The organism is Halomonas sp. NYA30 (assembly GCF_976980765.1).
In genome coordinates this window covers 16,686-30,274 of the sequence record NZ_OZ334477.1, presented here as the reverse complement: position 1 = coordinate 30,274, position 13,589 = coordinate 16,686, and the positions used below count along the sequence as shown (strand labels likewise).

General features: G+C 53.6%; 12 protein-coding genes and 1 other RNA gene. 7 read left to right on the top strand and 6 right to left on the bottom strand.

Annotated elements, in window-relative coordinates; genetic code table 11:
* The first annotated feature begins 124 nt into the window (after positions 1-124).
* The 3 genes from ACWI0H_RS00130 (at position 125) to ACWI0H_RS00120 (ending at position 1,383) form a co-directional block, all read left to right on the top strand.
* Positions 125-424 carry a cell division protein ZapA gene (locus ACWI0H_RS00130; protein WP_101145053.1) on the top strand — a complete coding sequence of 100 codons (300 nt, stop codon included), beginning with the start codon at positions 125-127 and terminating at the stop codon, positions 422-424.
* Between the two features lie 139 nt (positions 425-563).
* Positions 564-746, top strand: a non-coding RNA gene (gene ssrS, locus ACWI0H_RS00125) — 6S RNA.
* A 22-nt stretch (positions 747-768) separates the two neighbouring features.
* On the top strand, positions 769-1,383 hold the full coding sequence (locus tag ACWI0H_RS00120) for a 5-formyltetrahydrofolate cyclo-ligase (RefSeq protein ID WP_336270234.1): 615 nt from the start codon (positions 769-771) through the stop codon (positions 1,381-1,383).
* 430 nt (positions 1,384-1,813) lie between these two features.
* Here the strand turns inward: ACWI0H_RS00120 and ilvA are convergent, their stop codons facing one another.
* Positions 1,814-3,328 carry a threonine ammonia-lyase, biosynthetic gene (gene ilvA / locus ACWI0H_RS00115; RefSeq protein WP_133733107.1) on the bottom strand — a complete coding sequence of 505 codons (1,515 nt, stop codon included), beginning with the start codon at positions 3,326-3,328 and terminating at the stop codon, positions 1,814-1,816.
* Positions 3,329-3,503: 175 nt separating this feature from the next.
* Here ilvA and rpiA point away from each other — a divergent pair, with 175 nt between their 5' ends.
* The gene (rpiA, locus tag ACWI0H_RS00110) at positions 3,504-4,175 is read left to right on the top strand and encodes a ribose-5-phosphate isomerase RpiA (RefSeq protein ID WP_336270235.1); all 672 of its coding nucleotides are present in this window, start codon (positions 3,504-3,506) and stop codon (positions 4,173-4,175) included.
* 27 nt (positions 4,176-4,202) lie between these two features.
* On the opposite strand, the gene waaA is transcribed toward rpiA, so the two are convergent.
* The 3 genes from waaA to ACWI0H_RS00095 are packed head-to-tail and all read right to left on the bottom strand — an operon-like array spanning position 4,203 to position 8,012.
* Complete coding sequence (gene waaA / locus ACWI0H_RS00105) at positions 4,203-5,495, bottom strand: lipid IV(A) 3-deoxy-D-manno-octulosonic acid transferase (RefSeq protein ID WP_485874510.1); 1,293 nt, start codon at positions 5,493-5,495, stop codon at positions 4,203-4,205.
* The gene (hldE, locus tag ACWI0H_RS00100; protein ID WP_485874509.1) at positions 5,495-6,925 is read right to left on the bottom strand and encodes a bifunctional D-glycero-beta-D-manno-heptose-7-phosphate kinase/D-glycero-beta-D-manno-heptose 1-phosphate adenylyltransferase HldE; all 1,431 of its coding nucleotides are present in this window, start codon (positions 6,923-6,925) and stop codon (positions 5,495-5,497) included. Before hldE ends, waaA begins: the two co-directional genes overlap by 1 nt.
* The gene (locus ACWI0H_RS00095; RefSeq protein ID WP_485874508.1) at positions 6,915-8,012 is read right to left on the bottom strand and encodes a glycosyltransferase family 9 protein; all 1,098 of its coding nucleotides are present in this window, start codon (positions 8,010-8,012) and stop codon (positions 6,915-6,917) included. Before ACWI0H_RS00095 ends, hldE begins: the two co-directional genes overlap by 11 nt.
* Between ACWI0H_RS00095 and ACWI0H_RS00090 the strand changes: the two genes are divergently transcribed.
* Positions 8,011-8,724, top strand: a complete 714-nt coding sequence (locus tag ACWI0H_RS00090) for a 3-deoxy-D-manno-octulosonic acid kinase (protein ID WP_336270243.1) — start codon at positions 8,011-8,013, stop codon at positions 8,722-8,724. The two genes, ACWI0H_RS00095 and ACWI0H_RS00090, sit on opposite strands and share 2 nt — an antisense overlap.
* A gap of 44 nt (positions 8,725-8,768) precedes the next feature.
* Here the strand turns inward: ACWI0H_RS00090 and ACWI0H_RS00085 are convergent, their stop codons facing one another.
* Both ACWI0H_RS00085 and ACWI0H_RS00080 read right to left on the bottom strand, forming a co-directional pair.
* Complete coding sequence (locus ACWI0H_RS00085; RefSeq protein ID WP_336270244.1) at positions 8,769-9,674, bottom strand: glycosyltransferase family 8 protein; 906 nt, start codon at positions 9,672-9,674, stop codon at positions 8,769-8,771.
* Positions 9,671-10,987 carry an O-antigen ligase family protein gene (locus ACWI0H_RS00080; RefSeq protein ID WP_336270245.1) on the bottom strand — a complete coding sequence of 439 codons (1,317 nt, stop codon included), beginning with the start codon at positions 10,985-10,987 and terminating at the stop codon, positions 9,671-9,673. The genes ACWI0H_RS00085 and ACWI0H_RS00080 overlap by 4 nt, the downstream gene beginning before the upstream one ends.
* 563 nt (positions 10,988-11,550) lie before the next feature.
* On the opposite strand from ACWI0H_RS00080, the gene ACWI0H_RS00075 reads away from it, so the two are divergent.
* Together ACWI0H_RS00075 and ACWI0H_RS00070 are read left to right on the top strand one after the other, a co-directional pair.
* Positions 11,551-12,705, top strand: a complete 1,155-nt coding sequence (locus tag ACWI0H_RS00075) for a glycosyltransferase (RefSeq protein WP_336270246.1) — start codon at positions 11,551-11,553, stop codon at positions 12,703-12,705.
* A complete protein-coding gene (locus ACWI0H_RS00070; RefSeq protein WP_336270248.1) occupies positions 12,702-13,484 on the top strand; it encodes a glycosyltransferase family 2 protein in 783 nt (260 codons plus the stop codon). Before ACWI0H_RS00075 ends, ACWI0H_RS00070 begins: the two co-directional genes overlap by 4 nt.
* Positions 13,485-13,589: the final 105 nt, after the last annotated feature.

The window sequence follows — 13,589 nt, the reverse complement described above, 5'->3', positions numbered from 1 at the left end:
TATGGGTGATAGGGCTTGCGCGTTGACCGCGCACAAGCGCCTCTCTTATAGTGAGTGGCACCTATCTTCCTGTGCTGTGATGTTAACGCATTGGGCCCCCTGCTGGCCCGTGCTGGAGTCTTTGATGAGTAATGCCAAGCGGCCAACCAAAGAAATAACCCTGTTAGGGCGCGGCTATATCATTGCCTGCGACACGGGCGAAGAAGCCAAACTTGACCGCGCCGCGCGCTATCTTGATCGCGCTATGCAGGGTATCAATGCCCAAAGCAGCGTACTGGGTAGTGAGCGAATTGCTATCATGGCGGCCCTCAATATCACCCATGAGCTGCTTGAAGCCATGGACGAACACCGCGCCGGTGAGGCGAACCTGAATCGGTTAAATGATCGCCTTGAACGGGCGTTGGCCAAAACACGCCAGCCCTAGTCATTGTTTACCTCAGGCGTTGTTTACCCATACGTTGTTTCCCCTGGACATTGTTTAAAAGCGCTACAAACGGCCTAAAAACTCAGCGAACGTTTCACCCAGCCCTTTGGCATTAGCCATCGCTCTGTTAGGATGGCGGGGTTCTCTGGGGTGTGCGCCAGTCGTTATAGTCCCTCGAGCCTATGCGTAATACCCAGGGGGCCAAATGCTAGCCAGACCCGTGTGCATGTCCGTGCGTCGGAAAGCCTGACGGTTTGGCTGCGGCCACCCACCTGAACCAGTAGGTTCAGGGCCAGAACGACAGCGGCACTCTGGAGAACACCCCTGCAAGAGAGAACCTATGCATGGAAAGCCTCCATCACGACGAGGATAAGCGCGCACTTCGCCGCTTTTTACGTCGCCAACGCCAAGCCCTTTCTCAGCATGAGCAGCGCCTTGCGGCCCAGCGCTTGTGTCAGCACCTGAAAACCCTGCCTGAAATCCGCCGCGCACGGCGTATAAGCCTGTACCTGCCCGTCAACGGTGAAATTGACCCAATGCCGCTGCTTCCCTGGCTGCGCAAACGTAACGTCGAGGTTTATTTACCTGTTTTACGTCCTTTCAGCACGAATACCCTCTGGTTCGTCGCCTACCGGCCCGATACCCCAATGGTAAAAAACCGCTTTGGTATTTGGGAGCCCGATTTACGCTTTAGCGCTCAGCAGCGCAACCGGCTACCGGCCTGGGCGCTAGATACGCTGATTGTGCCGCTGGTTGGCTTTGATGGTAATGCTAACCGCATGGGCATGGGGGGCGGATTTTACGACCGTAGCTTGGCGTTCATGCATCGCCCTGGGCCGTCGCCTACCCTGATCGGCGTCGCCCATGCCTGTCAACAGGTGGCTTCTCTGCCTGTGGAGCCATGGGATGTGCCTTTACAGGTAGTCGTCAGCGACCAAGGCTGCGTACGCCGCCAATAAACCGCTACAAAAAAGGCCGACCCAATAAAGGATCAGCCTCTCTCATATGCTATTTGTCACCTTGCGGGGATTAGCTTCCCGACAACGCCTGCGCATAGCCGGTAGCAAGTACACCTAATGCAAAAACCACCATCAACGCCATTACCATATCAGGCTTCTTCCGCCGCATGCCGCTTCTCCAACACCTTTGCCGTTGCCGAATGTGCTAAATCCACCACACTTTACTGTTTTAAAAGGGTGGCAGATTTGCTTAATTTCGCTCACGACTATAGGGCTATTAGGCCACCGTTGACAACTGGTTTAACGACATTTTTTAGCCCCATTTCTGAGGATTAAGTTACGTTAAGCCACTAGCAGCTCTGACGTTTAAGGTAAGCAACCACTTACACACAACTATTTGCTCATACCTTTTACTCACCGCAAGGCAACTTTAAGCCATAAACAGTCGGTAGGCCGGATTATCGCTTTCGCGCCAGTAACGGTAACCGATGGCGTCTAAATACTCCGCCACATGGGTGCGATCACCGTTGGGCACTTGCATACCCACCAATACGCGACCATAGGCTGCGCCATGGTTGCGATAGTGAAACAACGAGATGTTCCAGTCGTGGGGTAACTGCGTCAAAAAGTTCATCAGCGCACCGGGGCGCTCGGGGAACTCAAAACGGTACACTTCTTCTTCAAAACGCTCGCTGGGACGGCCGCCGCTTAGGTGGCGAATATGCAACTTCGCTAACTCATTGTCGGTCAGGTCTTCCACTTGGTAGCCACCGTCACGCAGCTTGTCGATTACTGCCTGACGATCTTCACCGCCGGGCTTCACCTGCACGCCTACATAGATATGCGCTTCGCTGCTGTCAGCGTAGCGATAGCTAAACTCGGTCACCATGCGCTTGCCCAGCGTGCGGCAAAACTTTTTAAAGCTGCCGGGGTTCTCGGCAATGGTCACCGCCAGGATCGCTTCACGCTGCTCGCCTAGCTCTGTGCGCTCGGCAATGTGCTGTAGGCGGTCAAAATTGGTATTGGCGCCTGAGTTAATGCACAGCAGCGTTTCGCCCTCAGCACCGGTCTGCTGGATATATTTTTTCAGCCCCGCCAGCGAAAGCGCGCCAGAAGTTTCTGCCACTGCACGGGTATCTTCAAAAATATCTTTCACCGCCGCACACATTTCATCGGTATTAACGGTGATAACGCCGTCGATCAGATCTTTGATCAACGAAAACGGCACCTCGCCGATTTGCGCCACCGCAACGCCTTCGGCAAATACGCCCACTTGGTCGAGCACCACACGCTCACCCGCCTCCAATGCGGCTTTTAGGCAGGCACTGTCTTCGGCTTCCACACCGATCACTTTGATATCCGGGCGTAGGTACTTCACATAAGCCGCGACACCGGCGATCAACCCACCACCACCAACCGGCACGAAGATGGCATCTAAACGCCCAGCGTGTTGGCGCAGAATTTCCACGCCGATGGTGCCTTGACCGGCCACAACATCGATATCGTCAAACGGCGGAATATAGGTGTAGCCATGCTCTTTGATCAGCTCTTGTGCATGCTCGACGGCAGCGGCGAAAGCATCCCCTTTGAGGACGACCTTGGCGCCCCGGGCACGCACCGCCTGCACCTTGATATCGGGGGTTATGCGCGGCATCACAATGACGGCTTTGACCCCCATCAGCTTGGCGGCCATGGCCAGCCCTTGGGCGTGGTTACCGGCGGAGGCGGCAATGACACCTTTATCTTTTTGAGCCTGGGTGAGCTGCGCCATTTTGTTATAAGCGCCACGGATCTTGAACGAAAATACCGGCTGTAGATCTTCGCGCTTAATCAAAATCTGGTTGTTGAAACGACGCGACAAAAAGGGTGCAGGGGAAATCGGTGTCTCACAAGCGGCTTCATAAACGCGGGCTTGGAGGATCTTTTTGACGGTTGCTTCGAGCATGCGGGTATCCCAAGAGAAAAACGTGAGCGGACAAAGCTTTCATTGGTAGCAGATTACGTATAGCGGCGTCTAGCCGCGTTTCCATCGGCAGGCAACGTTTAGGTCGTTATACTAGCGCCACTATCTCTTTTCTCTAACTCTCCTCTGACTCACAAGGCTTTTTATGAACCAAGCTATGAACCAGGATGAATTAAAGGCCGCCGTGGCGGATGCCGCCATTGCAGAAATTAAATCTCAATTGGAAAAGGATACCATCTTAGGCATTGGCACCGGCTCCACGGCTAACCTGTTTATTGATCGCCTGGGCCCCCTACGCCATCACTTTAAAGGCGCGGTGGCGAGCTCTAAGGCAAGCGCCGAGCGCCTTGAGAAACTGGGCATTGAGGTGTTTGAGCTCAACAGCGTTGGCACAGTCCCTTTTTACATCGATGGCGCAGACGAAGTAAATGCCAACTTACATATGATTAAAGGCGGTGGTGCTGCGCTAACTCGCGAAAAAATTGTGGCTGCCTGTGCCGAACGCTTTATCTGCATTGCCGATGGCTCAAAGTACGTGCCTCAGTTAGGTCATTTTCCGCTACCGGTTGAAGTCATCCCCATGGCTCGCTCTTATGTCGCCCGCGAGCTGGTAGCGCTTGGTGCCGAGCCGGTTTATCGCCAGGGGGTAGTCACCGACAATGGCAACCAAATCATCGACTGCTTTGAATTTTTGATCGAAGACCCGGTAGCCATGGAGGCGCGTATCAATGCCATCGTTGGAGTGGTCACCAATGGCCTGTTTGCCGCCCGTGGCGCCGATGTTCTACTGCTGGGTACAGCGGATGGCGTAGAGCGAATGGCGCGTTAATCAAAATGCGTCAATAAAGGCACTGCGTTATCGGGGCAACAGCGCTTCTAATCCAGACAGCGTCCGGGCCAATGCGCCTTTTTGTGTTTCAATCGCCGCGCAGCCAGCACGCCCAGCCTGCTGGGCGTGCTCAGGGTTAGCAAAGTAGCCCGCCAAGGCGTCTGCCAACGTATCCGGGCTATCGACCAGTGTTAGTGCACCTGCTGCTTGAAGCGGCTCAGCCACGTCGGCAAAGTTCTCAATCGAGGGGCCGCTAAGCACCGGCCGGCCTAGTGCCGCCGGTTCAAGCACATTGTGTCCGCCCAGCGGCACTAGGCTGCCCCCTACAAAGGCCACACTGCCTGCGGCATAAAGCATCGCCAGCTCCCCGAGTGTATCCCCCAGGTAAACCTGGGTTTGCGCCGTTACGAGCTGTTGCTGGCTGCGACGACTTAGTGTCCAGCCTTCTGTTAAGCAAAGCTTAGCGACGTCATCAAAGCGCTGGGGGTGACGTGGAACTAATACCAGCAACGCATTAGGGCAACTTTTCAGCAATTGGCGATGGGCGTTAAGCAGAAGCGCTTCTTCGCCTTCTCGGGTGGAGCCTGCTACCCAAACTGGACGTTCTCCCCACTGTTGAAGTAAGTGCTCACCCTCTTCCAGCACCCTATCTTGGCTAGCCATCTCAAATTTCAGCGAGCCAACTGTGTGGGTGATACCCGCGCTGCAGCCGAGGGCATTAAAGCGTTCGGCATCTGCCGGTGATTTGACGGCTAGCCAGCTAATCTCGGCGAGCGTGCTGGCCATTAGTGGACGCAAACGTTGGTAACGCTTAAAGGCGCGGGGCGATAAGCGACCATTCACTACGGCCACAGGCACTCCCTGCTGGCGACAGGCGTGAATCAGGTTAGGCCATAGCTCGGTTTCAAACAGGATCGCGAGTTCGGGCTGAACGCTACGCACAAAGCGTTTAGCTGCACCAGGAAAGTCCAATGGCAGAAAACGGTGGGCAAGCCTTGCTTGATCGGCGGGTGTTTGTTCACTAATGAGCGCTTGGGACTGCTGGGCCCCGGTCGCGGTCATAGTTGTGACCAGCAGGCTATGCGCTGGATAACGCGCTAGTAGTCCCTCAATCAGCGGTCGAGCGGCGCGTACTTCTCCCACCGAGGCACAGTGCAACCAAATACGTGGCGCGGGGGGCAGCGGCTCGAGGCGTAACCCCAGCCGCTGAAAGCGTGAGTAAGTGAGTACTTGCTCACGCCAGATACGCCAACTAATCAGCGGGGAAAGCGCATACAACGCCGCAGAGTAGGCAAGCCGGGGCCAGGCGGATGAAGACATTAGCGCTCGCGATCTAGAATGGAGCTAATCATCGCCGAGGTCGAAACGCCATCTTCAAAGCCCAATACTTTAACCTCACCACCATTAGCGACAACGGCCGCGCCCCCGGCTATATCTTCTGGACGATAGTCGCCGCCTTTGACCAATATATCGGGTAGCACCGCTTCGATCAGCGCCTGAGGGGTATCGTCACTAAACGGCACGACCCAATCGACGGCCCCTAACCCCGCCAACACCTGCATGCGCCGGTTAAGCGGATTAATCGGACGCTTAGGCCCTTTCAGGCGGCCAATGGAGGCATCATCGTTAACCGCAACGATCAAACGGTCACCCAGGCGCTTCGCCTGCTCCAGGTAAGCGACGTGGCCTGCGTGCAAAATATCAAAGCAGCCGTTGGTCATGACCACCCGCTCACCGCGCAATTGGGCGGCCCTTACAGCCTCTATCAGTACAGCAGGCTCAATTACCCCAAACTCGGCTAATTTATCGCCGTGTAGCGCGGTGTAGAGCTCGGCGATCGAGAGCGTGGCTGTGCCCGGTTTGGCCACTACCAGCCCTGCCCCCAAATTGGCCAGCATCATCGCTTCAGGAAAGGCATGCCCTGCCGCTAATGCCAGTCCCATCAAGCCAATCACTGTATCCCCTGCCCCTGTCACATCGAAGACTTCTTGAGCCCGGGTCGGCAAATGCAGCGGCGCGTGCCCTTCACGAATCAGGGTCATGCCCTTTTCGCTGCGCGTCACCAGCAGCGCTTCCAGCTCAAGCTCGGCACGTAGCGCTTCGCCTCTCGTGGATAGTTCCGCATCAGTTGCACAGGCACCGACCACCGCTTCAAACTCCGTCAGGTTGGGTGTAATTAAACTCGCCCCGCGATACTTGCTGAAGTCCTGTCCTTTCGGGTCGATCAGCACCCGCTTGCCCTGGGCCCTGGCGTTGGCTATCAGGTTCTCAACCTGGTTCAGCGTGCCTTTACCGTAATCGGAAAGAATCACCACGTCGCAGTCGGGCAGCGCCTTTGCTACCTGAGTCACTAGCTCACTAGTCTCGACACCGTCCAATGGCTGCTCGAAATCCAAACGCAATAGCTGTTGGTTACGGCTCATCACACGCAGCTTGGTAATTGTGGGTATTTCAGCGCTGCGTTGGAAGTAAGTGCTTACATCGGAAGCGGTTAAGCTGGCTTCGAGCAGTTTTGCGTTTTCATCATTACCGACGACACCCGCCAACACCGCGTGGCCACCCAGCGAGGTAATGTTCAACGCCACATTGGCCGCACCACCTGGGCGGTCTTCAACATCTTCCACGCGCACCACCGGCACGGGCGCTTCCGGAGATATGCGTGAGGTACCGCCATGCCAGTAGCGATCCAGCATCACGTCGCCGACCACCAGCACACGGGCGTGCTCTAACGCGGTTAAATCAATTTTCATCAATGCTCCTTGGGCTGGCAGTTGAAGCGGCATGCGCCAGCAATGTATCCAGTTTGGCGATAACGTCGTCGGCTTTTATCAGCATCATGGCGCTTGGGTGGCGCACCCGTTGGCCCCAACTCACTTCGTCTACTGACTTATGCAGATAGGTGCGAACCGCCTGAGGGTAGGCGTTGACCGCAAAGTCGCGCCATAAATAGGGGGCGGCCCGCTGGGGATTGGTCGACGCGTACAGGCCCAGTGCTGGGGTTCCCATCGCATTGGCCATATGAATAGGCCCGGTATCCGGCGCGATCACCGCTTGAGCGTGATCAATCAGGGCCAACACCCCTTTCAGGGAGGTGCCGCCAATGGCGTTAATCACACTACCCGGCTGGCAAAGCGCTTCGATTTGATCGCCGATCTCCCGCTCCAGGGCACTGCCGCCACCGGTCAGCACGCTTTTGAGACCGTACTGCACCCAGGCATGCTCAATGACGCTGGCATAGCCCTCCACTGACCAGTTGCGAAAGTTGCGCAGGCGCACGTTGCTGCAAGGGTTGATCACTAGGTAAGGCGCCTCACCACTGATAACCTGTGCTTCATTGCGTGCGGTGTCGGTGACCGGCAGATTCCACTCTAACCGTTCATCCTCTACCCCCAGCACCCGGGCGAAGTCCATGAATGACTCCAATACATGGGCATTAGGGTGCGGCGCAAGCTGATGCTGGGTGAACCAGTGCTGAGCATCTTTGGCGCGCGCCTTGTCATAGCCCACACGCACCTTGGCTTTAAGCCCAAGGGACAGCACGCTGGCACGGATGGCCTGTTGCATATGCAGCAGTACATCGAAGCGCGTATCGGCAAGCTGTCGCCAAAGCGCACGCATTCCGGCAATACCGGTCGCTTTGTCGTAAACAACGAACTCGACCCCGGAAAGCCCCGCCAGTAGACTGTGCTCCCCCTTGCCGATAATCCAGGTAATGCGCGCATCGGGCCACTGGCGCTGCAACGCCCGTACCGTGGGCACGAGATTGCACACGTCTCCTAGAGCGGAGAGGCGCAAAATGGCAATGTGGTTAGGCTGAACAGGCAGAGAGGGCTTCATGCGCTTAGCGGCACTCCGGCAGAAAAATGGGCTGATTTTACATGATGTAGACAGTTTATGTGACGCGCCGGGAACACACCAAATGGATCCTGCTCTGTTCACTGATGAATACTGGCGTGAACAGGGATTAATAGTGGGTGAAGCCCCAGGCCGGGGCAGCAGCCTGTTTTTACAGGTAACTCCGACCGAACAGTGGGTGTTAAGGCCCTATTGCCGAGGCGGCATTGCAGCCAAGCTCAGTGAAAAACGCTACTTATGGACCGGCGCTGAGCGCACTCGAGCATTTCGCGAGCTACGATTGACTGCTGCGCTTTTCGAGCAAGGCCTGCCAGTGCCCCGTCCTGTAGCAGGCTGTGTTATCCGCTATGGGCTTACTTATGAGGCCGCGTTGATTACCGTGCGTATTGCCGGTGCAAAAGCGCTGGCCGAGCTGTTGGTCAACGATCAAGCTGATGAAGCGCTGTTACACCGCGTCGGCGGGATAATTCGACGCTTTCACCAAGCAGGGCTAGATCATGTCGACCTGAACGCGCGTAATATTTTGATCGACCCCAGTGGTGAGCCTTGGCTGATTGATTTTGACCGCTGCAGGCTGCGCTCTCCAGGGAAGTGGAGGAAAACGAATTTAGAGAGACTGGAGAGGTCTATACACAAATTTAAACCTGCTACGCCAACCTCCCCTATCATTCAAGGATATAGAGCAACAAGCTGACCTACGCTTTATTGAACTCGGTTACAGTTTTTGAATTATGAGGACTAGGCCTGGGTTAATCGACGACGACGGCGAATCTTAGGCTGCTTGAGTGCTATACGGATGCGTTCCCTCCACGATAGCGAGGACGCCAATGCCTTGCTATCAATAGGCCAAGCAGTATGGCGAGAATAGGCAATAAAGTCTTCCTGGAAAGGATGCACACATTTGGCATGCCATGGCTTAATCGACCCAATGAAGTGCACGATACGCGGATGGCGAATAGCCGTTTCCAGAGAGGCCATATGGGGAACCAGATGCGGGTAGCGCTTCTCTACAGCCGCATAGGCCGTCGGTTGAAAATTCCACTCAACCGGTAGCGAGCACCAATCCCCTTCCAGTATCCGATTCAGGGCATCCTGGTCTGGATACCGAAAGTTGTCGCCCTCTCTCTCAAGACACTCCAGAGCCCTTTCACCCACACGCTTTTCACGCCAAGACATCAGATCGATCAGCATTACCCCTGAGTTGAAGTAGCCATCTGGTAACTTTCGAGCCCCCCCGCTGGAAGAGCTATATAGGTTAATGGTAGCCGCAGCGATATAACCATGGAGCGGCATAGACCATAACTCGGAGAGGTCGCTTCGAACTAACACATCACAGTCAAGGTAGATGATGCGTTTACAATCGGCAGGCAGATAACGATGCATCAGCAGGCGAAGCAGCGCCGCGAGACCAAAGCGACCCGCCTTGAGTCCTTGCAACGCCGCCACGTCGACGTCGATGATATCAAGGGCAGCGTCGGATCGCTCAACGGATTCGCGTAGGCTATTTTTAGTTTCCTCGCTCACGCCAGGCGTCAGCATGAAAAAGCGGATCTGTTCAATATTAATGGCATTGGCAATAATCGAAGCCATAACCACAGAACCATACCGAGCATAGGAATCATCTGCACACAGAACAATATTCATTGTGCCTCTGTATTGGTCAGGCGTTTTTCACCGAACAGATAGAAAGACATCCCGATCCCACCGAAAATGATGAAAAAATACATACCGGAACTGAAAATCAGGTAGGACTCAAATAAGTTTATGATGAAGAAAAAGGCCCACGATGCGAGCATTCCCATCCCCAAATATTGGTGCCCCCCCCCAAGTAATATAATTGTTCCTCGGAGCACCATCACCGTCAGCGCAGTCAGCGCTGCCAGCCCTAAGACACCATACGCCAATAGGATTTCCAGGTAGACGTTATGGAAATGTCCAAACATTTCTTTTATCCACTCGGGAAAAGGCCCTTCATCAATCAGCGAGTTTCGGCTTTTAGGTCCCCATCCCGTCAGGGGCCTTTCCTTAACTTTTCCCCATCCATACACCCAGGTATGAATACGAATCCCAATACTACTGAGAGGGATGTCATCTAGATTGCCTTGTCCGATAGTTTCGATCACATCCTGCTCATCTAACAGCCGCTTTTCAATGACCGGCACCATCGTGATCATTATAAGTGTGAACACACCTACTAGGGCAACAGCTGGAAACACTAGTTTGGGGCGCAACCAACGTCGCTTTCTTTGCTTAACGAAACGAAATAAGTTAATGACAATTAAGCTTAGTAATATCACGGTCAGGGCTAACCAGACCGCCCGAGTTTGGGTCACAACGACGCCCACCAAACCAAGTAGCGTCAAGACCAATGCCAGACCCCATTCGGGTTTATTAGCGCCGCAGCGAAGACAGCTGACAAACCAGCCCCCTCCCATGATCAGCAGTAGACCCAAGTAAAAGGCTGTATGTTGGGCATTAGTGTACCCAAAATCGACTCGAACGCCTGATAGCCCCGCCATCCAAGTTTCAGTGTTTGAATTAATAACTAAAGAAGTGACGATTCCAGCTAAAAAGATAAACAATAAATACTTAGCGGCATTTATAGAGCCTCTCAGCCACCAGGCCACTGCGATACAAAGGAAGAGTTTGGTCATATGCCGTGCAGCTTTGATCTGCCCATCAGCTACATCTGGAAAGCGTTCTATCGCAAAGAAATGCACTCCGACCTGAAGTGCAACAAAAGCGATTAAAAGTAGAAAAACTTTATTCCACTTAACCGTTGGGTCAGGCTCTCTGAACCAAGCAATGACAAAGCATAAAAGGAATACTGACTCCGCCGCACGTGAGACGTCAAAATTGATAAGCCACGAAAAAGCATAAATAGATAATGCGATCCAACCAACAGCATTATTTTTTGTCTTCCAACCGCATTGCGGCCTTTCTCTAACCCGTTCCATCTATCAGCCTACTCCTGTTGTGAGTTCTCCGCCTGCCTCGAAATACCCAGCGAGTCGCTCGTTGCTCACCAAGTGTTATCATTTGATTCTTTCAAAGGCATTAGGATACCAGAAACCACACTGGTGCTAGCCTAATTCATATAGGGATAACCTGCTGCGAAATCTTAGCAGGGCATCAGCAGATGCGATTGCAAACAGATGGCTAGGTGGATAAGGTCTTGGGCATCTTGAGCTGTTTTTTGAATCAAAATAATGGTGTAATTTATTGATTAAGATAGATATTATTGTTTAGACTCTTTCTATGACCTTTCTCTTTCAGACCTGTTTTAGAAATAATCTGGGCTCCTTCGCTAACGAAAACCATGGCACGTCGATAGCCTTCTCTCACTTGCCTATTACTTGTATGGGCACTTTCACTCAATAATGTCATGAAATTATTCACATCTCCTAAGTCATCCTGTCATAGCGCCTGAAGCATGCGCTATCCTGGTTTAATAATCGGCGCCAGCGCGACTAAACAACCCTGTCATGCAACTTCCGCCACACCAAAAGGACTCGCCTACATGAAGGTATTAATTGTCGTGCGTACTTTAAAAATTGGCGGCATGGAGCGAGTCGCGGTAAACCTTGCGGATGCCTTTGCCGAGCACGGCCATGAAAGCCACCTAATGTACTTCAAGCCGCGCCCTCCTCAACTTGAACCAGGTAACGAACAGGTAAACATTCACCACTTCGCTCTTTCTCAGGCCATGTGGATGTCAGGGGTAGGGGGCATGATCGAGATTGCCGCACGCCTGCTGAATAGCGTGGTACGAAAAAGCTATTTTCTACTGTCAGGCTGGTGGGGCGGAAAGCTTTTTCGTCGTGAGATACGCAGGCTAGAGCGCCAATATGGCACTTTTGACCGCATTATTTTTCGCGGCATTGGCACCTTTGAAACGGTATGGTCCTTCAAAGATCCCCGCGCCTGTTACGTCCTGGAAAATATAGTTAAAACCTCTCCTGGACATACTCCCTGGCTGGAGCGACTCAAGGCACGTTGCTTGTTTCATGACAAACACTTGATAACCGTCTCGCACGGCGTCGAAAAGCAGATTGCCACGGCTATGCAAGCGCTGACGGTGCAGCCGCTATCGCTGCGTACGATCACCAATCCATGCCCCATAGCGGCTATCCAAAGCGCAATGCACGAAGACACACCCGAACGGCCCACCACCCCTTATTTACTTAACGTCGCGCGCTTGGTGCCGCAGAAGAACCACCACCTGCTGCTGCGGGCATATGCCAAAATGCAAACTCATCTACCACTGGTCATTGTCGGTGAGGGGCCATTACGCAGCGAGCTGGAGGCGCTAGTCGCTGAGCTGGGTATTGCTGAACGCGTTACGTTTGTCGGCCGCCAATTAAACCCCTACCCTTGGATGCATCATGCACGACTATTTATCTTGAGTTCTGCGCATGAAGGCTTGGGCATCGTGCTGCTGGAAGCGCTGGCCTGCCAAACGCCAATTGTATCGGTCGATTGCCCAGGTGGGGTACGTGATATTATGACCGGCGAGCTGGAGGCTTATCTGTGTGAAATGACACCAGAGGCTTTAGCAGCCCGTGTCGATGCTGTTCTTGTAGCTGACGGCTACGCGATTGATGAGCGTTGGCTGGAACGCTTTTCCCCAGCACAAATTACTTCTGCCTTTTTGCAAGAGATGCCTGCTTCATGATTTCGGCCAATATTATTACCTTTAACGAAGAAGCCAATATTGCCGACTGCATTGCGTCAGTTCGCCAAGTATGTGGCGACATCGTGGTGGTAGATTCAGGAAGCCAGGATCAAACCACTACCATTGCTCGCGAGCTAGGCGCCAGGGTGGTTCAACAGGCCTATCTCGGTGATGGCATCCAAAAAAATATTGCACTTGAGCATGTGGAGCACGACTGGGTGCTCAGCCTGGACGCCGATGAACGTTTAACAACAGAAATGGTCGCAGCCATTCGTCAGCTTGACCTTGCGGCCACCGAGCATGATGCGTTTGCCTTTCGTCGGCGAAACATGATCGGTTCGCGCTGGATCAGGGTCTGTGGCTGGTATCCCGATTACTGTATTCGTCTCTACAACCGACAGCATGCACGCTTTGCGGACGTTAAGCAGCACGCTAGCGTAGTAGCCGCGAATCCCAAAAGAATCAACGCCGATATTGTGCACCACTCGTTCGAAAACCTGGGGCAGTTATTTGCGAAGCCAGGACGCAATTTCAGTGGTCGTGCAGCGAAGATCATGTTCCAGAAAGGAAAGCGCGCCAATGCATTTTCACCGTTTGTACATGGCCTGAATGCCTTTGTACGCAAATATATATTTCAGCGAGGCTTTATGGGCGGGGTCGATGGAATGACCGTAGCAATCAGCGCAGGACTCAATAGCTACTTGAAGTACGCCAAGCTACTCGAATACCAGCGTGACCCTAAAGTGCTTGAAGCAGAAGACTTTAATAAGATTTGGTGATTCATGCACATTACTCATGTAAATCTGGCACGAGGTTTTCGCGGTGGCGAGCGCCAGACTGAGCTATTAATTGAGACGCTGGCAGCGCAGCCTTCGAATCACGTT